The organism is Natronosalvus rutilus (genome assembly GCF_024204665.1).
Classification (GTDB): Archaea; Halobacteriota; Halobacteria; order Halobacteriales; family Natrialbaceae; genus Natronosalvus; species Natronosalvus rutilus.
Genome location: NZ_CP100356.1, coordinates 60,722 through 81,586 on the forward strand (window position 1 = coordinate 60,722; position 20,865 = coordinate 81,586).

General features: G+C 56.1%; 15 protein-coding genes and 2 pseudogenes. 10 read left to right on the forward strand and 7 right to left on the reverse strand.

Annotation, left to right across the window (positions count from 1 at the left end; genetic code table 11):
* The first annotated feature begins 37 nt into the window (after positions 1 to 37).
* The 3 genes from NGM29_RS18690 (at position 38) to rdfA (ending at position 2,704) form a co-directional block, all read left to right on the forward strand.
* Positions 38 to 388 (forward strand): cupin domain-containing protein, encoded by a 351-nt coding sequence (locus NGM29_RS18690; protein ID WP_254161041.1) that lies wholly within the window; start codon positions 38 to 40, stop codon positions 386 to 388.
* Positions 389 to 959: 571 nt separating this feature from the next.
* Positions 960 to 1,730, forward strand: a complete 771-nt coding sequence (locus NGM29_RS18695; protein WP_254161042.1) for an IclR family transcriptional regulator — start codon at positions 960 to 962, stop codon at positions 1,728 to 1,730.
* A gap of 356 nt (positions 1,731 to 2,086) precedes the next feature.
* Positions 2,087 to 2,704, forward strand: a complete 618-nt coding sequence (gene rdfA, locus NGM29_RS18700; RefSeq protein WP_254161044.1) for a rod-determining factor RdfA — start codon at positions 2,087 to 2,089, stop codon at positions 2,702 to 2,704.
* Positions 2,705 to 2,846: 142 nt separating this feature from the next.
* Here the strand turns inward: rdfA and NGM29_RS18705 are convergent, their stop codons facing one another.
* From NGM29_RS18705 to NGM29_RS18715, 3 genes and pseudogenes are all read right to left on the reverse strand, one after another.
* Positions 2,847 to 4,820, reverse strand: a complete 1,974-nt coding sequence (locus NGM29_RS18705; protein WP_254161046.1) for an archaea-specific SMC-related protein — start codon at positions 4,818 to 4,820, stop codon at positions 2,847 to 2,849.
* Between the two features lie 476 nt (positions 4,821 to 5,296).
* A pseudogene (locus NGM29_RS18710) lies at positions 5,297 to 5,904 on the reverse strand (transposase domain-containing protein).
* A gap of 252 nt (positions 5,905 to 6,156) precedes the next feature.
* Entirely contained in the window at positions 6,157 to 7,359 is a 1,203-nt protein-coding gene (locus NGM29_RS18715; RefSeq protein WP_254161048.1) for an orc1/cdc6 family replication initiation protein, read from the reverse strand.
* 1,234 nt (positions 7,360 to 8,593) lie between these two features.
* Between NGM29_RS18715 and NGM29_RS18720 the strand changes: the two genes are divergently transcribed.
* A complete protein-coding gene (locus tag NGM29_RS18720) occupies positions 8,594 to 9,352 on the forward strand; it encodes an IclR family transcriptional regulator (RefSeq protein ID WP_254161050.1) in 759 nt (252 codons plus the stop codon).
* A gap of 940 nt (positions 9,353 to 10,292) precedes the next feature.
* Here the strand turns inward: NGM29_RS18720 and ilvD are convergent.
* The 3 genes from ilvD to NGM29_RS18735 form a co-directional block, all read right to left on the reverse strand.
* Positions 10,293 to 12,026 carry a dihydroxy-acid dehydratase gene (gene ilvD / locus NGM29_RS18725; RefSeq protein ID WP_254161052.1) on the reverse strand — a complete coding sequence of 578 codons (1,734 nt, stop codon included), beginning with the start codon at positions 12,024 to 12,026 and terminating at the stop codon, positions 10,293 to 10,295.
* Positions 12,023 to 12,472 (reverse strand): universal stress protein, encoded by a 450-nt coding sequence (locus NGM29_RS18730; RefSeq protein WP_254161054.1) that lies wholly within the window; start codon positions 12,470 to 12,472, stop codon positions 12,023 to 12,025. Before NGM29_RS18730 ends, ilvD begins: the two co-directional genes overlap by 4 nt.
* Positions 12,473 to 12,696: 224 nt before the next feature.
* Positions 12,697 to 14,049 carry an NAD(P)H-dependent oxidoreductase gene (locus tag NGM29_RS18735; RefSeq protein ID WP_254161056.1) on the reverse strand — a complete coding sequence of 451 codons (1,353 nt, stop codon included), beginning with the start codon at positions 14,047 to 14,049 and terminating at the stop codon, positions 12,697 to 12,699.
* A gap of 145 nt (positions 14,050 to 14,194) precedes the next feature.
* On the opposite strand from NGM29_RS18735, the gene NGM29_RS18740 reads away from it, so the two are divergent.
* The 6 genes and pseudogenes from NGM29_RS18740 to NGM29_RS18765 all read left to right on the forward strand — a co-directional run bounded on the left by NGM29_RS18740 (position 14,195) and on the right by NGM29_RS18765 (position 19,145).
* Entirely contained in the window at positions 14,195 to 15,280 is a 1,086-nt protein-coding gene (locus tag NGM29_RS18740; protein ID WP_254161058.1) for a TRAP transporter substrate-binding protein, read from the forward strand.
* A gap of 107 nt (positions 15,281 to 15,387) precedes the next feature.
* Positions 15,388 to 15,855, forward strand: a complete 468-nt coding sequence (locus NGM29_RS18745; RefSeq protein WP_254161060.1) for a TRAP transporter small permease — start codon at positions 15,388 to 15,390, stop codon at positions 15,853 to 15,855.
* A gap of 11 nt (positions 15,856 to 15,866) precedes the next feature.
* Positions 15,867 to 17,162, forward strand: coding sequence for a TRAP transporter large permease (locus NGM29_RS18750; protein ID WP_254161227.1), 1,296 nt, complete (start codon positions 15,867 to 15,869; stop codon positions 17,160 to 17,162).
* 324 nt (positions 17,163 to 17,486) lie between these two features.
* A pseudogene (locus NGM29_RS18755) lies at positions 17,487 to 17,582 on the forward strand (SDR family oxidoreductase); the annotation flags it as partial.
* 80 nt (positions 17,583 to 17,662) lie between these two features.
* Positions 17,663 to 18,007 (forward strand): cupin domain-containing protein, encoded by a 345-nt coding sequence (locus NGM29_RS18760; RefSeq protein ID WP_254161062.1) that lies wholly within the window; start codon positions 17,663 to 17,665, stop codon positions 18,005 to 18,007.
* 121 nt (positions 18,008 to 18,128) lie between these two features.
* A complete protein-coding gene (locus tag NGM29_RS18765; protein WP_254161064.1) occupies positions 18,129 to 19,145 on the forward strand; it encodes an alcohol dehydrogenase catalytic domain-containing protein in 1,017 nt (338 codons plus the stop codon).
* A gap of 130 nt (positions 19,146 to 19,275) precedes the next feature.
* Here the strand turns inward: NGM29_RS18765 and NGM29_RS18770 are convergent, their stop codons facing one another.
* Positions 19,276 to 20,790, reverse strand: coding sequence for an aldehyde dehydrogenase (locus NGM29_RS18770; protein WP_254161066.1), 1,515 nt, complete (start codon positions 20,788 to 20,790; stop codon positions 19,276 to 19,278).
* Positions 20,791 to 20,865 lie beyond the last annotated feature (75 nt).

A 20,865-nucleotide genomic window follows, 5' to 3' on the forward strand; every position in this document is an offset into this window, starting at 1 on the left:
CACAAGAGATAAGATGACGCTTCCTGTTATTTGAATCGTGAAATCCATCGATTTTGCAGAAGCGGAAACGTACGAACCGGAAGATGGGTGGCGCCGCGTATCGCTCGCGGGTAGCGAGAAATTCACATTCGAGTGGTTCGAGAAACCACCAGGGCATACATCACCAATGCATGACCACGAAAACGAACAGGTTTGTCTCTGCCTCGAGGGCGAGTTGACTGTGTATAATGAGAACGGTGAGTCGACGACGCTAGAACAGCATGACTCTGTTTGGCTCGATGCCTGGGAACCGCATCGCGTCGCCAATGAGAGTGACGAGGTGGCTGTCGGTCTCGACGTGTTCGCTCCAGGACGTTCATTCGATTTCTGGACTGACCGAGAGGAGTAAAACCAATTCGAAATAGTCCATAATTATATAGAATCCCCACCCAGTAGTGGGATTCATTATGGCTAAACAACCCACGTTAGTTATTGACACACTCATAGGAAGGTGATATCTGTGTACCTCCCTCCGGAAAAGTAGTGAGATTAGCTAATACGCAGTGGATCACACTAATAACCGAGAATTCTCAGGTGAACTCTCAGCCATCCCCAGAAACATCATTGCTTCCAAACTAATGGTGTCCCAGGTAATGTGCTGATTTGAATATCCTGCTTGTGTTGGTTACCAGGGCTTAAGTCCCAATCAGTATACGGCAAATCTAGCATAGATAGGTTATATAAAGATCAGAACTATATGAATGATTATAACGACCGTCGTTCAGTATTCCTAAACACATTCGGGTAGCGTTCAGTAACTCTGAATACCGGCATAACATCAAATACAGAGCCTTATCTCAGTGTTTGTGACTTATACTCGCACCATCCAATGGAGAATAATAAGTGGGAGAGTGCAGAAGGTGCCAGATTATTTGGAATGAGTGAACAAACTTATGTGGTTGGCTACCAAACGTGGGTGTATGGCACGATCGAAAAAAGCAAAAAACCCGGTTGGGGCGACCAGCAAGTCGCTCAAAATCATAGATGAATTAAAACAGCGTGACGGGGCTGGGATTACAGAACTGGCTGATGCATTGGATGCATCGAAAGGGACGGTTCACAACCACCTGAGTACACTAGAAGAACACGAGTACGTTGTGAAGGAGGACTCGACGTACAGACTCGGACTTCGCTTCCTGGATTTAGGGGAGTACACGAGACAGCAGACAAAGCTCTTTGAAGTAGCGAAAGCAGAAATTGACGATCTGGCCAATGAAACTGGGGAAATTGCGAACCTGATGATAGAGGAACACGGGCGAGGTATATACATCTATATCTCGAAGGGAGATAAGGCGGTCAATTTAGACACACATGTCGGAACGCGCCAGTACCTCCACACGTCTGCCGTCGGAAAGTCAATACTCTCGAAGATGGGTGACGAGCAGTTCAAGCGAATCATCGAACTACACGGTCTCCCGGCTGAAACGGCAAACACCGTGACCAGCAAAGAGAAACTACTCGATGAACTCGATGAGATTCGTGATCGAGGTGTCGCGTTCGATGGCGAAGAACGGGCAGAGGGGATTCGTTGTGTCGCAGCACCAATCACGGACAACGATGACAACCTCTTGGGTGGTGTGAGTATCTCTGGACCATCAACACGACTCAAAGGCGATCGACTCCACCAAGAGATCCCAGAAAAAGTCCAGCACGTCGCGACAGTCATCGGTATCAACGCCTTCTATTCCTAACGTCCGTGTTTGAGGTACTGTCCATCACTTATTTTTCGAAGTGGATTTAGTTGGAGTGGGACTATCTAATTCAGAACAAGCTTCTAAGGCATTGTACCAGTCGTCGTAGCGGGATCTGAACGTCTCATGTTTCACAGGCTGTATAGACTGCCTCGTCAAAAGATGAATGACGGCTAACTATCCGCATTAAGAAGGTCTATAAGTGCTTTTCAATATGGTTTCGTTCGCTATCAGCGGTCTAACTACTCAATTGTCTACCTACGATGACAAACAGATAACTAACATTATCAACAAGAAGCTCTAAACCGTCTATCGAAACTATTTTTTACGGTCTGCGACTACGTCTATCCATCATAATGTCTCCAGCAAACACTAATTCAGGACCAGGTCCAAAACCCAAAGTCGTCCGCGTAATCAAACGGTACGAACTTGAGAACGCTGGCGATTGGCTCGAAGATCAGTGGATTCGGCGTGAAGACCGTGTCAGTCTTAGAGATCTCGAAACGGCGTTCAATCAACGAATCCTCGAAGCAGCCCTTGCCGATGTATCGGTCGAACCGCTTACTGAGGACGTCTCTCGAGCATACGAGTTGTTGACCGGGAAAATCGGCACGAGCGGCGAACAAACCCAGTTAAAGCGGCGGCTTGAGCGCGCTGGACTGGACGTTGATGCCGTTTGTGATGATTTCGTCACCTACCAGGCAATCAGGTCATACCTGACAAATGTTCGTGGTGTCAATCCACCAGAGAAAACCGATTCTGATCTACGTGAGACCGCCGCCGAAACCATCGCCCAACTTCGCGAGCGGACAGCAGTAGTCACAACAAGCAAAATTGAGCAACTTGAGCGGAACGCGCAGCTGGATGTCGGAGACGTTCGGACGCGAGTTGACGTACGTGTTTTCTGTGAGACTTGCGGTAGACAATATGACATCGACGAACTGCTCGAAATCGGTGGCTGTGACTGCTCGTAATCCATCTTCGACCGTCACCGAACACGTCACAACAGTACTCCTGTGACTACTATACAAGGGTACTATTGACGAAAATCACGGGTCATAACTATGGAGAACAACCCATCACAACAGTACGAATGATATGGGTTAGTCGAGGTGATCAGATCGATTCGATGAACTGATGATCGTCGGCGAGCGCTTGAGAGTCCTCAGGCAACAACGCAACAACAAGGTAATCGCAATACTCGCCAAAATACTCGACCAGCGAGGCAATTCTATCGGAGTCAAGAGATTCAAGCGAGTCCAACAGAACGAACGGGAGGTCTTCATACACCTCGTGAACAAGATAGCCTGCCAAGGCAAAAATAAGCCCCGTTACCTCCCGTTCGCTCTCGCTCAGATGATCAATCGTATCCTCGTACGTTCGCCCATTCTCTGAGGTTCTGACGACATGAAGATCGAACTCGGCGCGATCGACTTTGCGACGACCTTGTTGAACTTGCCGCTCGACTCGTTCGAGCCAAATGCGTTCAATGTTTGAGTAATCGAGAACGTCTAACACTGTCTCCATGTGTTCGTTGAACGAGTCCACAGCATCCCGCTCGATCCGTTCAATGCGTGTTCGCAATCCCTCGAGTTCCTCCCGGATTTCCTCACGACGATCCTCAAGCGTGGATTCCCGCTCCAACGTTGACTCAATTTCTTCGATTTGTTCACCAATGCTTTCGCGATCACGTTCAAGGCGACCTAATTTGAACTCAAGGTCGTTTGCTCGCTTATTGAGCTCAACCAACTTTGACTGATCGTCATCACTCGCTGAAGCGACTTTCGCTTCCAGTGCCTCGGCGTCTGCCTCAGTCTCCTCAATTTTCGATTTGAGTTCTTCTTGGTGGGATTCGAGTTTCTCAAGGTTTTCCTCTCGACTGACGATTTCGGTTGAAATCTCATCGAGTTGTGATTCTATTGAGTGCCGTCGTTCGCGGGTGGAAGCCAGCTGACGCCGTTCTGCGCGAAGATCGCGCATCTGTTCTTCGAGGTCTTTTTGTTGACTGAGTTTCGAGGTGTGAAGAGATCTGAGCTGATCAACGGTTGTTTCGATCTGTTCGCTGGCTACCTCACTACCACACGTCCAACATAGAACGGAGTCGTCGTTCTCAAGTAGTTGATCGGTCACCGCTTCCGTGTTGTTGGCGCTTACATCCACGTTCGCAAGCGCTTCTCGAACCTCGGGATGGGTTCCTTTGAGCATTTCTTCGTTAAACTGGACGATATCTTGTAACTGGCGAACCGCTCGGTCAAGCGACTTCGTACGCGACTGGAGTTGTTCGATTTCGTCTTCAATCGCCGCCTTAGCGTCAGGGTCGGCTGCGGGCAATGAGTCTTTCTCATTTGCCAATGACTCTCTGTCAGATTGCAAGGCATCAAGGCTTTCACGTTCGGTCTCAATATCGAATCGAACGTCCTCAAGTGATGATCGAAGCTTGCTCAATTCATCCAAACGCTCCTCAAGTTCATCCTCCTCCGCCGATCGCTCGTTCGTGTCGTCAGTCTCTTCGATCTCAGATTTTACCTCATCGAGTTCAGTACGTTTCGCTTCGATTCGCTCGATAAGCTGGTTTCGTTCCTGTTCGAGGTCGGGGAGGTCACGCTTGAGTTCTTCGAGACGTTCGAGTTCTGTGGTAACTTCGTCTTTTTCGTCACTCAACTGCTGTATCTCGCGTTCGATTGCCTCGGTGTCAACCGGTCGTAAGACAAGTTCACGAAGATCCCCTTCCGTAGTAACGGCTCTACGAGCCTCGTTGGACTCGAGTAAAAATGCGAAAAGATCGGCAAGTGTGGGGTCATCGAGAAACGGGTTTCCCTCCATTCGAATATGATTCCCAGAGCGTTCCAGCCGTCGAACATACGTCTCATCGTTAAGCGTTAGTGCGGCACGACCAGTGTCTGCATCAGCCTTAAGTGAAGCCCGCTCGCTTCCGAGAGCCGCCATGAACGCCTGTAATAGTGATGTTCGATTGGTCGCGTTGCGTCCAGAGAGAACTGTGATTCCAGGTTTTATTCCGACCTCAGTTTGATCGATTCCACCCACGTTCTCGACTTCGAGCGTGGCCGACTGTAACAGTTTGGATGACATACGTCTTCACATGTGTGCTTCGTATAAAATAGTTACTTGATCCGCAAGAAGATGTACTTACGTCAACGGGAGTGAATTTTCCTCCTCAAAGTCAACAGCACACTAGTCGTAATGTGATTCGAACACTGGCGAGAATACTGTGTCGGTCGATTCGATGGCACCATAAGCGATTACACACCCATATCGATGAATGAAGGCCTAGTGGTTTTTAAAGATATATTCGAGTGTCTATTTCTGATCACTACAATCCTCTTTCTCAATATTCAATTATATGATCACTATGGAAGATCACTGCAACTAAAACAAATAAGCTCACTGCGGCACAATCGACAGATTCGTCATCCTGTTGAACATCAGATGAGCGATAATACCCACAGCAATAAATTATGTTTACATAAGAGTTGGTTTGGCACTGATTAGTTTGGTTCCTCTGCTGACGTCTGTCCGTTGAGTGACTGGTTCAGCCGTTATGTGTTTTAGTAGTGCTCGAACTGTACAAGATATTTTCTGACACGTTCCCGAGTTCTCACCCACAATTTGTGAAAGCGGCAACCCAAATCTTCAGTATGAAACCGCTTCTCGACTAGGTTTTGTTCGGTATAGTCGAGCCGATCGCTCAGCCCTAATCGACAGAATGCAATCAAAGAGCCGTGGCCGCCGACGAAAAACACCGTTTCAGAAAAACCGTGTATTTTGGTCAATTGATGCAGAAACGTGGAAGCTGGACCGGGGCCTTATTGGCCAAAGCCTTCGACATCGAGGATCAACGAAAATTGAGAGGTGATGTAGCATACACACAATACCAGTCGCCGCTGGTCTTGACAGCGGTTACATCAATCACGATCCGATAGGACTTTACACTCGGAGGGTTCGGAACGCTGTCAAACAGCCGATGTACCTAATCCAGTTCGCTTGTGAGACCGCTCAACGTCGATCAAGCGGGATATTGTTTGTATCTCTCGAAGTGAGTAAACGCGGACGGCGAACACCCTGGTAGGCGTCGTCGTCCGTTCTTGCTCTCACAGTCATCGAATTCCGCTACGTTAGACTCGCTGAGCAGGTCTGCAAGATTATTCCAAACGATCTCAATAGCCTGCCCGTTCCTTAAAATGGCCTAACTATATACTTCTTTCAGTGTAATAGTCAATTATCTTTCTATAGTTTAAATCATACATGTGAATTACACGTGATGGCTAGCAAAGGTCAAATATTTCACTTTCTGGCAGACGGAACTCGAGTTGCTTGAAGGGGAAATTTTTCTTCCTCGTTTGCTCTTAGCCTAGTAAACAGAGTCGCTTGGGACACACCCTGCGTCTGCTCCCCCCTAAGCACTTACTCAACGACTCGACTCTTCACAGGCTGCGATAATCACGTCTGGGTCGTCAACGAGACGGTTTTCCATATAGTTCCCCTTCCCTTTCCCGGCCCACTTGCGCTCTTGCTCGATAATAGAGAGGAACTCGAGTTCCGAGAGGATATCACGGACACGCCGGAGTTTTAAATGCGAAGAATCATCCCGTTCACATAGACGTTTGTAGAGATCGTAGACTTCCGTCGTCTGCACTGCGTCGTTGGCTCTATCGGGTTGTTTGACGAGCAAAGCCATTGCCTCGAGGACGAGCTTCGCATGACTGGGCGACTTCGAGATTAGCTCTGCCAGCCGACTCGTCTCTTCACGCTCGTGTGCGAGGTTGACACAGGTTTCAGAAACGATCTCGAGGTCCTGTTCCTCAGCTATTTCACCGGCAAACCGGAGGATGTCGATCGCTTTGCGTGCGTCACCGTGTTCTCGTGCAGCGAGCGCAGCGACTCGAGGAACAACACCGTCTTCCAGGACGCCGTCGTGAAACGCGTCCGATCGCGAATGGAGGATTTCCTGGATCTGGGTCGCATCGTATGGAGGAAAGACGTACTCGCGTTCACAGAGGCTCGATTTGATGCGTTCGTCGAGCGATTCTTTGTATCGGATCTTGTTCGAGATACCGATCGTCCCGATGGTACTGGATGATAGCTTTCCGGATTCAACCGCTCGGGAGAGCTGCATGAGAATGTCATCCGATTCCATTTTGTCGACTTCGTCGAGGATGACGAGTGCGGCATCGAACTGTTGGTCGATTATCTGCCACAGACGGCGGTAGTATTCCGACGTGCTCAAGCCAGAGTGGGGAATCGAGATACCAGTTGTATCTTTGTCGTTGAGTTGATGAGCGAGTGACTGGACAGCCTGTGTCTCAGTCGACTCCTGCAGACAGTCGACGTAGGCTACACCGATCGTGATGTCGTTGTCCGCTGCTCGGGAGATTGCCTGGTTCGTGATGAACTTAGAACAAAGGGACTTTCCAGTACCTGTTTTACCGTACACGAGTACGTTGTTCGGCGTATTTCCAGTAAGGGCGGGCTGAATTGCGCCGGCAAGATTCGTGAGTTCCTGTTCGCGACCGATGATTCGATCGCCATCAGGAAGGTGGGACACCTGCAAGAGATCTTTGTTTCGGAAGATCTCGTTTTCTCGAGTGAAGTAGTCGCGGGAATCGGGCATTCTCTTGAGGATGTATTCTCAGAGAGTGGCTTAACTCTTTCCACCAGATTGCCGCTGTATGGGTAGAATATAGACCACACAACGGCTCAGAAAGCCGATACCCACACCAGAGTGCCGCTGTAAGTAACGATACCCACCCCTCATTTCCGCTGTATAGCCCAGTAAATTGAAAGAGAATACCAAGGATGGCAGAATGTAACTTACACGCATATTGAACGATTCACCCCTCATTGCCGCTGTATGCCAGAAGTCAGACGGACCCTCCGCATGCAATTCGGGGGACCGGCTTGCTGCTGTATAGAGGAGAAAACCCCGAGAGAAAGAGAGAGAAGTAAGATAGAGACCCCGGAGTGCCGCTGTAACTGGACACACACACCCCACGTTGCCGCTGTATAGAACTCGAGAGAGACTCCAGATGAAACGAGACGCGAGATATCTTCACACGAAGCAATTCTTGAGGATAAGCGTTGAAACCCATAGAAGGAGCGAAGAAGATCAAAGCTGGCTCGATGAGGGCCTCCGGTGGAAAGAAAAAATTGTTCGATACGAATCGAACTTTGTGTTCGATATACTTAGTGGGCTATACTCAGCCTGTCTACTTATAGTTACTGGGGATGGCTTTATACCATTTAGTTAATTTAGTTACCTCATTTGATCGCTACTCTGGAACTAGTTGACTCTTTCTACCTTCCTCCTTCTTTGAATCTATACAGCGGCAATGAGGGGTGTGTCTCTTAGCAATTCCTCTCCAGAACTTTTCACTCCAGATCAACTAGCCTCATGCAATATCCTAACTAGAAATCGCTAAACCGGTTAAAAATATGGCGAAGAACCTGGCGCGTTAACCAGCGATTTGGTATCTCCGGCCCATATGGCGTAACACCGTTTCTAAAGTTACTGAACGGGCGAATGTGATATATTGCCGAGTTCCGCCGATTCCGGCTCCAACCTTTGGCAGGTCCAATCGTCTCTCTCGAGAACTTCCCTTCTCCGTGCTTTTCACGGTTGTCTGCAGCTCGGCGTTGACTTCCAGTTGTATGTGGCTAATTACGACCTCACCAATGGCTGGTCGGAAGATGAGACTCCGACGAACGATCCCAACGCATTACGAACGTCCCGTACCTGTATCGGTGAATGTGGCGAGCTATGCGTGGGTTGTTACCCTTCCTCAATATAATTGTTCACGAGTGGCGAATGTTTAAGTAGTAGCTGTTCGATGGTGTGAGGTAGAGAGATGGCAAGACGAATTCAGGCGACCGAAACGTCCCTGGAAATCATTGAGTCACTGGAGGAACTTCAGGGAGCGACGATGCCCGAAATCAGCGAACACCTGGGCTTGGCTAATAGCACGATCCACGGCCACCTAAGCACGCTCATGGATAAACGGCTCGTCGTCAAGGAGGGTAACCAATACCACCTCGGGTTGCGATTCTTCCACTACGGGAACGTGACGAAGCAGCGGAAGCCGGAGTACGAGTTTGCTCAAGAACACGTTGAGTACCTCGCGAGCGAGACGCACGAGGGAGCAAACTTCTGCGTGGAAGAGCACGGGCAGGTTATCGTCCTGAACGGGGCGAGCTCGGCAGAGGACCCAGCGTACGACATCGGGAACGTCTTCGATATGCACATCACAGCCGTGGGGAAAGCAATCCTGGCGGAGATGTCCGACGAGCAGGTATCGGAGATCGTCGCCCAGCATGGGCTTCCGGCTCACACAGACGATTCGATAACGGACGAAGCAGAACTCTTCGACGAACTCGAAGAAATTAGTCGAACGGGTCTCGCGTTCAACGACGGTGAGATGCTTGAAGGACTCGCTGCCGTCGGCGTCGCGGTGAAACGGCCGGATTCGTCTGTTCTCGGAGCACTTAGCGTCGGCGGTCCCTCGTACCGTATCTCGGATAGGAAGCTCCGCGAGGAGTTCCCTGAGATTATCTTGGAGGCGAAGCGTAGGTTCGAGGAGGATATCGAATCTTTCTATCACCCTTCGTAATGCGTTCGTTCCTACCGTTTTGGGCGGTCGTTTCACGCCACCGAGGCGTCCCAGTCGGAGGAACACGTTCGCTCCGTGCAAAATTTGGTACTTGGACCAGGCGCTCGCCGACGGACTAGCTTTCCATGTTCGACGCACTCGCGTACACTACGGACCACGAAACAGGATTGATGCGAACGTGGCGCAACAGTTCGCACCACGAACCCCTATGTCGTTACATCCGTAATACTGTAACAGTATATGAAGATAGTCGGTTATATCAGTCAGATGTGTGGCGTAACCGTTTGTTCGGTGTCGCGTCTATGGTGTAACCGCTTGTCCTGAGAGAAACTCATAGATGATTCCTTATCGTTTATACATTCACCACTCGTGAATCTATGCCGGGTGGACCGACCACAGATGCTGGCTCGAGGCGTATAGACCGGTGTACCGACTGACCAGTCGACGGCCCTCGTTGGCAGTCGATATGGCGTCTTCGCCCGTCTCACAACCCCCGCACACTCGCAGTTGCATCACAGAACGGCCCACTCGTACGAAAAGAGCCCGACACCTCCTCCTCGGACTGGTACCAGTCGCGAGCTGGTCTCGGCATCCTCACTACTCACGGACACCCAGACGGTTCTCGCAACATCCCGGAGATACGCTAGCGTTTCGACGGTCCCTTCGTGGCGTATTCACCCCTCGTGAACCACCGGCATCAGCGGTCGTTTGCATCGGGTTTCTCGTACTCGTTCGTTGGTGGATATATACCCTCGACAGTCCCGAACGTTTAAACGAGGGCTCGCGGCGAAGACGATAACTTTGAGCATCGAAGCAGAGCACGATAGCACTCGCATCGGTCGAGATACGGTCCGAGACGCGGACCGGCCAACGTTGAAGGTCTCTCAGGCGCAGACGGACAGTGGCGATCGATGATTCCGAACGACGAAGGACTCGACGTCTATCGGTCCGTGTACCCTGGATTCGTCACCGCACCAATTGCCGCCGAGTCGAAATCCCGACCGTACTTCGCGAGCACGCCACCGGTGTAGGATGGCTCGGGCTGCTCCCACGCGTCCCGGCGCGCTTCAATCTCGTCGTCGCTCAGGTTGACGTCGAGGGTACGAGCGGGTATGTCAACGGTCACGGTATCGCCGTCTTCGAGCAGGCCGATTGGGCCACCGACGTACGACTCGGGTGCGACGTGCCCAATCATCGGACCGCGGGTCGCCCCCGAGAAGCGGCCGTCGGTGAGGAGTGCGACGTCGTCCTCGTGGCCAGCGCCGACGACGGCCGCGGTGATCCCAAGCATCTCGCGCATCCCGGGACCACCCTGCGGACCTTCGTTCCGAATCACGATCACGTCCCCGCTCTCGATATCGCCTTCCTGCACGTACCGCATGGCGTCTTCCTCGCTCTCAAACACTCTGGCCGGCCCCTCATGGTGGAAGGCGTCGTCGCCCGTGACCTTGAGGACGCTCCCGTCCGGCGCGAGGTTCCCCCGGAGGATTCGAATGGCGCCCTCTGCTTGGTAGGGGTCGTCGACGGTGTAGAGGAAGTCTGCGTCCGAGGCCGCGACGACTTTCCGGGAAGGGAGGCGACCGGTCTCCTCAAGGTGTTCGAGTTCCTCGGCGATAGTCCGGCCGGTGATGGTGTTACTGTCGCCATGAATCAGGTCGGCGTCGTGAAGACGGCGGAGGACGACGGGGACGCCGCCGAGTTCGTGGAGGTCGTTCATGACGCGCGTCCCGCCGGGTTGAAGGTTCGCAATCTTCGGCGTACGCTTGCTGATGTCGTCAAAATCGTTGATGTCGAGGTTGATGCGGGCTTCGGCGGCGAGCGCGAGCAAGTGGAGGACGGCGTTCGTGGACCCGCCAATGGCAACCTGGAGCGCAATCGCGTTCTCGAAGCTCTCGCGCGAGAGGATGTCAGATGGGCGTCGGTCGGCGTGCACGGCGTCAAGGGCGAGTTCGCCCGCGCGTCGAGCTTCGTCGTACCGCGAGTCAGCTTCAGCCGGCGGGCTTGCGGAGCCAAGCGGCGCCATCCCGAGGGCTTCGGAGATTGAAGCCATCGTGTTCGCGGTGAACATCCCGCCGCAGGAGCCGGCGCCGGGGCAAGCGTGACGTTCGAGGTCGTCGAGTTCGTCCTCGCTCATCGAGCCTTCGGCGACGGCGCCGACGCCCTCGAAGACGTTCTGGATGGTGACCTCGCGGCCGTCGTGCTGGCCGGGCATGATAGAGCCGCCGTAGAGGAAGACGCTCGGGAGGTCGGTGCGGATGCTCGCCATGAGCATCCCCGGGAGGTTTTTGTCGCAACCCGCGACGGTGACGAGTGCGTCCATGCGTTCGCCGAACGCGACGAGTTCGACGCTGTCCGCGATGACTTCCCGTGAGATGAGGGAGGCCTTCATGCCCTCGGTCCCCATGGAGATGGCGTCGCTGATGGTGATGGTGCCGAACTCAATGGGCATGCCGTTGGCGTCGCCGACGCCCTCGATGGCGGCGTCGGCGACGTCGTCCAGGTGGACGTTACAGGGCGTGATATCGGCGGCGGGATTGGCGACGCCGACCATTGGTGCGGCGAGGTCCTCGTCGTCAAACCCCATCGCGCGGAACATCGCACGATGCGGAGCGCGCTCGATTCCTTCCGTCACGTCCGTGCTCGGCAGGTCCGGGTCTTTACTCGGGGCTGTCATTCTTCCATCACCGTGAGGACGGGGCGGTCGGCGCTCAGGAGGACGGACTGGGTGGTCGACCCGAAGATTGCCTTCCCAATTGGGGATTGTCGACGAGCGCCGATGACGATGAATCGAGCGTCGACGTCGCGTCCGGTCTTGACGATCCCATTGGCTGGGTCCGCGACGCGGCCCATGTACGTCACATCGGTTGAAGCGTCTATGATCTGTCCCACAATCTCCCTCGCGCGGTCAGCGGCCTCGCTCTCGTAGCGCTCGATGGGTTCCGGTTTAACGTCGGCAATAGACGTCTTCCCCTGCTGTTCCTTGAGGAACTCGTCTTGGGAGACTACGTTGAGCGCGATCAGTTCTTCTCCGTACTTCTCCGCCAGATCCGCGGCGACAGTGATGGTCTCTTCGATGCCTTCGATGTCTTCGTCATCGTCCACTACGACAAGGATTGCCATGGAAGAAAGCGATGGTGAGGAAGCATAAATATCGAACGGTTGCTTCAACCGATAGCGACCCTCGAACCGAACGCACTGGAGTGCGTCCTGAAGCGGTTTGGATGAGCGCGCCGGAGCACATGGCGGTTATCGAGTCCTCATCGAGTGAGTCTGAAGCACCTCGGTCGAACACGTCGTGCCGGCGCTGCTCGCCGAAAGGGAGGTGGACGTCCTCTGCAGCGCTGTCAGGACTCGGCGAACCGTTCTTCCTGAAGTTTGCGTAGTGAGTAGATGAACGAGTCCTCGTCGAGCTGGACGTCGTCGTACGTGATGACATCGTCCTGGGGGACCGCCTCGACGACCTCGGCGCCGTGGAGCAGTTCGAATGGAACGTGGTTCTTGCGCGCCGCACGGTCCGCGGTTTCGAGCGTCCCATAGATGGTGTACCCACCGCCGCCGTCAAGTTCGTCGCCCGGTTCGAGGTCGCGCTTCGCTGCGGCGGCGACCTCGGCTACGTGCGCGCGGGAAACTCCTGTCGGTTCGTTGTCGAGCGCCGCAGTGGCGATGCTGATGGTCGTTTCGACGCCGGGCAGGTGGTAGGGACGGTAAAATACCTGATATTGACCGTCATCGGAGACGTACAGACCGTCGCCGCTGTTCTGCTCGATATACTCGGCGACGGCGTCGTTGGGGGTCGCGGTGACGACGAAGACGCCGAAACTGATGCTGTGGTCGACGCTACTCCCATCTGAGTGGAGCGTACTCACGGTGTCGACGACGCCCGTCTTCTCGAGCACACCACCGTCTTCGGTGGGACGGAGCGCGTCCGGAATCTCCGGAATCTCGCAGGTCGGGAGGTGCATTCCGGAGACGTCGGGTTCGAGTTCGAGGGCGTTCGCGACTGCACACATCTCAACGGCGACCTTCGTACCGTCGAGAAACGAGTTGTACATCCGTGGGTTTAGGTCGTGCCGTTCGACGAACGAGTCGTCGAATCCGTAGCGTTCGAAGACGTCGTCAGGGGTTCCCAACCTGTGCTCCTCGCGGTAGGGGTTCCCCTTGCCGACGGCGACGACGTCCATGCCGACGCTTCGGGCCCAGTCGTAGAGTTCAACGATGAGCGCTGGCTGGTCACCGTACGCGAAAGAGTACGTCACGCCGGCACTCTTTGCCATGTCTGCCAGTATCGGCCCCACGACCGTGTCCGTCTCGACAGTGACCATGACGACGTGTTTCCCCTCCAGTATCGCGTTGTACGCGTGTCGCGCACCGGCCGTGGGCACGCCAGTCGATTCGACGACCACATCAATGTCGGCCTCGGTGAGCGCGATCGAATCGTCCGTGACCGCGACAGACCCGCTCGTAATCGCTTCGTTGATGCTTTCCGTCCCGTTCGCAGCCGTACTACGACCTGCTAGGCCAGCTTCCGACAACGCTCGCTGGGCGGCATCACGGTTGAGGTCGGCAACCGCGGCCGTTCGCATCCCGGGTACTCGTGCAATCTGGTCCATCAGTTTGGTCCCGAAGAGACCAGTTCCGATGATTCCGACGTCGATTGGTTCGTCTAACTTCCGTAGCTTGCTGTGGATGTTAATCATTTCTAAGTTACCACTGATCGCAGAGCTGCTCGGTCCCTGCGCCGGTTCGTGTCAGACGATGGCACACCAATTTTTATACCTATATGTGGAGGCAACACTTGCCGCTCTGCCAATATTGATAATGAATGTTTCGTAAGATTGGGTCATGGTATCACCAAACAGTCGGCGTAGCTACTTGAAAGCCGTCGGCACGGGATCCGTAGCCGGATTTTTAGGCCTCGCAGGGTGTCTAGGCGGCGACGGAGACGACGGTAACGGCGGTAACGGCGGTAACGGCGGTAACGGCGGTAACGGCGGTAACGGCGGAGAGAGTCGGAGTCTGTCCATCGCCACGCCGTTCAACCCCGAGCACACGCAAACGGAACTCGCAAGTCGATTCGCCGATAACGTCGACTCCGAGACTGACGGCCGAATCACATTTGACGTACTCGCAGCATCGGTCGGTGGTGAAGAGGACCAGATCGAATCAGTTGCATCTGGCACGGTCGACATGCACGGGACGAGTGTTTCGTCGGTCGCCGCTGCATACGGCCCCGAATACGGGTTCCTCGAAGCGCCATTCGTCGCGCAGAACTGGGAGCACTTTCGGGCGATGCAAGACGAGTTCACGTATGGGGACGACGGATTCAACTCCCAGATCATCAACGAGGGAAACCAGCGTCAACTCAGCGAGTCCTTCCGCGGGCTCCGTGGCACAACCTCAAACATGGTCGTCGAACACCCCGACGACGTACAGGATGTCGACATGCGCCTCCCGCAGTTCGAAACGTGGGTCAAGACCTGGGAGGAGATCGGGGTGAACGCAACGCCCGTTGCGTTCGATGAGCTGTATTCGGCACTTGAAACCGGCGTCGTCGAAGCCTCGGAAGGTCCAATTCAGCAGTTCATGGACACAAGCCTCTACGAGGTCCAGTCGCACTTCTCGGAGACCCAGCACCTCCTTCAGGGCCTCAGTTGGCTTATCAACGAGGACCTCTGGCAGGACCTCTCTAGCGACGACCAACAGATCATCCAGGACAGCCTGCAGGAGGCTGTCGAGTGGGCGAACGAAACGACACGCTCCGAAGTCGACGAACTCCTCACGCAGGCCGAAGAGGAACACGACACGACCATTACACGTGCCGAAGATGTCGACCAACAGGCGTTCGTTGAGGCAGGCACTCCTCAACTCGAACGATTCTTCGAGGACCGCTGGGATCCGTCTTTCCAGGAAGTCCAGGACCTCGCTTAGCTACCCAATACCGCAAAGACCTCCACCCATCTATGACCGATTCCAAACTATTTTCGACAATAGAACGAGGATTCGACTACCTAGAGGATGGTACCGTACTCGTCGGTATGGTACTGTTCGTTCTCATTAATCTCATCGCGGCGTTCCAGATATTCATGCGATTCGTCGACTTAGGGTTCAGTACAACGTGGACGGAAGAGGTCGCACGGTACCTCCTTGTCGTCATGGTGTTCGTCGGTGCACCGTACGCAATGCGTAATGACGACAACATCTCGATCCGGCCGCTCTTCCGGTTGGTCCCGGCAATCGTCCAGAAGGTGCTGATCACGTTCTCGAACGTCATGATTATCGCGTTCTCCGTCCTCGTCATCTACGCGGTGTACGAGGTATCGGAGCGGACGCTCGGCGTGACCCTTGCGACGGTGGACTGGTTGACCGTCGGCCATGCGCAGGTCGTCCTCGGTATCATGTTCGCCATCGTTATCCTGTTTGCCATCGAGGAGACGATAAACATGTGGCAGTCCGACGAAGCGCCGATTACGGCGAATAACAATGGCAACGAGGGAGGGAGCTGACCGTGGCCGAAATGTTCACGCTGACGGCGGCGTTCATCTTCGTACTCCTCGCGCTGTACGTACTCGGGGTCCCCGTCGCGTACGCAATTGGACTGAGCGCCGTCGTGGTAATGGTGCTCCCGATGGGACCACCGTTCAACGCACAGGTGATCGCACAGCGGATGTACACGGGGATGAACTCGTTCACCCTTCTAGCCATCCCGTTCTTCTTGTTCGCGGGACGAATAATGAACTCTATCGGGATGACGTCCGACATCTTCGACTTTGCCGAGGAGGCGGTCGGACCTCTCCCAGGTGGCCTCGGCCACGTCAACGTCGTGGTCAGCATGATCTTCTCGGGGATGAGCGGCGCAGCAGTCGCTGACGCCGCCGGACTCGGAACGATCGAATACAACGCGATGACCGAACGTGGCTATGAACCACGATTCGCGGCCGGCATTACGGCAGCATCCTCGACGATCGGACCTATCATCCCGCCGAGCATCCCGATGATCGTCTATGGAGTGATGGCGCAAGTGTCAATCGGCGCGCTGTTCATTGCCGGTATCGTTCCCGGAATCCTAATGGGGCTGTCTCTGATGGGGATGGTAACGTACATCGCCATCCGCGAGGGATTCGCATCACGAGACGCGTACAATGCGAGACGGCTGTTCAGCACGCTGCTACGAGCAGTCCCGGCATTCGTCGCACCCATCATCATCATCGGTGGCATCATCTCCGGGTACTTCACGCCCACCGAGTCTGCGGTCGTGGCGGTCGTCTACGCCATCTTTCTCGGCGCGTTCTACTACCGTGAACTCGACGGACCTACGCTGTACTCGGTCATTAAGAAGACGTTCGTGGATACGGCCGCGCTCATCCTGATCATCGGGCTCGCAAATCTCTACGGGTTCCTCGTCACGATCTCGGGCGTCCCTCAGTACCTGACCGAAACGCTCCTTATTGTCGCGGACAGCGCACTCGTCGCCACGATACTGCTCGTGTTCGTACTCCTCATCTTCGGGACGTTCATGGAGACGCTCGCGATTATCTTGATCACCGTTCCGATCCTCGCACCAACGTTCCCAGGTCTCGGTATCGACCCGCTGGTCTTCGGTATCGTGATGATGATCACGCTCATGATTGGCCTGATCACGCCACCGTTCGGGGTGGTCCTGTTCGTCATCGAGCGGGTAACCGAGTTAGATCTACTGGACATAATCAAGGGAGTGGCGCCATTCTACATTCCGCTCGTCGGCGTACTGGTGCTCATCATCTTCGTCCCTGAAGTCGTCCTATTCGTGCCTAGGATGCTCGGGTTCGTGTAGCCCGAATTCTTTTTTGCGGCGTTCTGCTAGACCAGTACACGGTCCGATTTTCTGCTAGATCGACACGCGATCCTGTTCTCATGTCTCACGTAACTCCAGCGCACCATTTGCGAACAGGCCGAACTGACAGTACAGAATAATAGTGACGGTAAAGGGAGAAGGAAGTGCTGTAATGATGGAACTGCTCGGTGGGGATGGCGTGTTCGTTACTGATGTCATTTAGGTGCGACCGAGACGGAGCGCATCGTCGAGATGACCACCGATGTGGAGCGTGTGGAGTCCGCGGCAAACGAGTTCCCGTTCGGCCGATAGGGGACGCCCGAGGATGTCGGGAAGGCGACGGTGTTCTTGGCGTCAGACCCCTCGGCGTTCGTGACCGGCGTGGCGCTCCCGGTCGACGGTGGGTCCACCATCCGCTGACCGCGTCACCCGACTATTGACCTGACAGGTCGGTCTGTCAGAGTCGGTGCCGATATAATGCTGGCTCGTGATGTACTCATATGGACCTAGTAACTGGCGATCCGTCCGAAGAAGTCGAGGTCAAGCCCGGTGTGTACCTGTCGCAGCTCGCCGCCGGGAATGAGATGAGCATTCAGCACGTCCGCATCGAACCCGATGGCCGCGTGCCCGAGCACAGCCACCACTACGAGCAACTCGGGTTCGTCTACCAGGGCGAGCAGACGTTCATCCTTGAGGACGGCGAGGAAGTCACTGCGGGCCCCGGGGAGTCCTACTGGCTGAAGAGCCATGAGGTCCACGCCGCGGAGAACCAGGGCGACGAGGAGATGCTCGCCATCGACGTGTTCAGTCCGCCGCGGCACTCGCCGGACTGGGCCGAGGACTGAGCCGACCCACCGCATCGAACGACCGACCGACGCTGGTAGCGGGGCGAAGTCGGCTGCGATGCCGGGTTTGCGTTGCCACGATACCCTTACCTTTATCGACGGAACGTGTGTACGACATGCTATGCGAGCCGCAGCATACACGTCGCTTGGAGAGTCGGGTACGATTGAGGCTATAGATCTCGAGGACCCCGACCCGGAACCGGGATCGGTGGTCGTGCGAGTCGAAGCGTGTAGCGTCAATCACCGTGACCTCTGGAATCTTGAGGGAGCCCAGGGGGTCGGCGAATCCGACCTGCCGTACGTCGGCGGGTCCGACGTCGCTGGCGTCGTTGAAGCGGTCGGCGACGGTGTCAACGATATCTCGACCGGCGACCGCGTGGTCCTCAACCCCGTGAAGTCGTGCGGGAAGTGCCGCTTCTGCCGGGACGGCCCCGAGAATCAGTGTGAGAACTTCGGTATCTACGACGGCGGGTTCGGTGAGCTAGCGGCGGTCGACTCGACGCGACTCGAGCATGTCCCCAACAGCGTCGACCTCGTGGACGCCGCTGCCATCCCGATCGCGTACATGACCGCGTACCACATGATCCGGCGGGCCAACGTCGAACCTGGCGACCTCGTGTTCGTCCCTGGCGCGACTGGCGGTGTCGGCGTCGCCGCGATCCAGTTGCTCGACGTCATCGGCGCACGCTCGATCGCGACGTCGACGAGCGCGGAGAAGCTTGACCGCCTCACGGCGCTCGGCACGGACCACACGATTCAGTCGGCCGACGTCGAGGAACTCCGCGAGGGCGTCGAGGCCATCGGTGCGCCGGACGTCACTCTCAACCACCTGGGCGGCAAGTACACCGCGGTCGGCCTCGAGGTACTCGACCGCGCCGGGAAGATGGTCATCTGTGGGCGCACCGTCTCGCGGCGCTCGGATATCGACATCCGTGACCTCTACTGGGACCACAAGCGCGTCATTGGAAGCACGATGGGGACGCAGGCTGATCTCGCGCGCCTCGTCGAACTGCTCGCGGACGGCCAGCTTGAGCCCGAGGTCGGTGAGACGTACGCACTCGAGGACACCATCGAGGCGTTCGAGGCCATCGGGGACCGGTCGGCATTCGGGAAGCAGATCGTCGAGCCCCAGGAGTGACCGGAACGCTCGTCACGAGATCACGTCATCGACGCGAGTGACCGGGACTCGCTGTTGCGAGACCAACGCCGATATGGTAGAAAGAGCGGCGGTGGGTAGGATCTCGCCACGCTCATCGGGTTTCGATCGTTCACCCAAGCTTGAATGGATCCGAGACCTCCTCGGAGAGGTCGATCCAGATGCTCTTGGTCTGCATGTACTCCTCTAGGCCTTCTTCACCCATCTCGCGGCCGATACCACTGTCCTTGTACCCGCCAAACGGCGACGCGTACGAGACCATCCGGTACTCGTTCACCCAGACGGTGCCCGCCTCGAGATCGCCGGCGACGCGGTGAGCTCTGGCGACCGAGTTCGTCCAGACGCCGGCCGCGAGCCCATAGTCCGTGTCGTTCGCAATCGCTACCGCCTCCTCCTCCGAGGAAAATGGAATGACCGCGAGGACTGGCCCGAAGATCTCCTCCTGGACGACCCGCATGTCGTTCTCGACGTCGGTGAGGACGGTCGGCTCGATGAAGGACGCCCCCGGCTGGTGGGCGGGTTGCTCGCCGCCGTACGCGACGGTCGCGCCCTCCTCGACAGCGAGGTCGACGTAGCCCTTCACTCGCTCGAACTGATCCCTGAACGCGAGCGGCCCCATCTGCGTCGATTCCTCCAGGGGATCGCCGAGTTCGACCGACGCCGCACGGTCGACGAGCCCGCTGACGACCTCGTCGTAGACGTCCTCGTGGACGAGCGCGCGCGAGCCGGCGACGCACGTCTGGCCGGTCGCCGCAAAGATGCCTTTCACGATACCGTTCAGCGCGTCCTCAAGGTCGGCGTCCGGAAAGATGACGTTCGGGTTCTTCCCGCCGAGCTCCAGCGACACCGGCGTGAGGTTCTCGCCCGCGGTGCTCGCGATCTGTCGGCCGACGGCCGTGCTCCCGGTGAACGACAGCTTGTCGACGTCGTCGTGGTTCGTCAGCGCGGTCCCAGCGCTCTCCCCGCGTCCCGTGACGACGTTGTACGCGCCGTCGGGGAGCGACGTCTCCTCGGCGAGCAGTTCAGCGAACCGGAGGGCGCTGACGGGCGTCTGCTCGCTGGGCTTGTGGACGAACACGTTCCCCGCAGCGAGCGCGGGCGCGAGCTTCCACGTGAGCAGCAACAGCGGCGAGTTCCAGGGCGTGATGGCGCCGACGACACCGAGCGGTTCGCGCTGCGTGTAGTTCAGGACCTCGCCGTCCTTGTTCTCGACGGGTATCGTCCGGCCTTCGAGCGTCCGGCACTGGCTCGCGTAGTAGCGGTACCACTCCGCGGCCGCGGTCATCTGGGGCTTCATCTCTCGGAGGAGCTTCCCGTTCTGTCGGGTCTCCAGTTCGCCGAGTTCCGCGTCGTACGCTTCGAGTACGTCCGCGATCTCGTGGAGGATGCGGGCCCGGTCGCTCGGGGGGGTGTCGCGCCACTCGCGCTCGAACGCGTCGCGCGCGGCCCCGACCGCGGCGTCGATGTCCGCCTCGGCCCCGTCCGGCACCGTCGCCCACGCGTCGTCGTCGTACGGCGACGTGACCGTGATGCGTTCGCTGCCCGTCGACCCCTGGAAGGCTCCGTCGACGAAGAGGTCGTACTTCGTGAGCGGCGCTCCTGATTGCTCGGTGGTTTCCTCGGACATAGGTCAGTGTCTCGCCGGAGAGAGATAAAACCAGCCCCCCGGGTGATCAACGCCGGACGTCGTGCCCGTACGTCG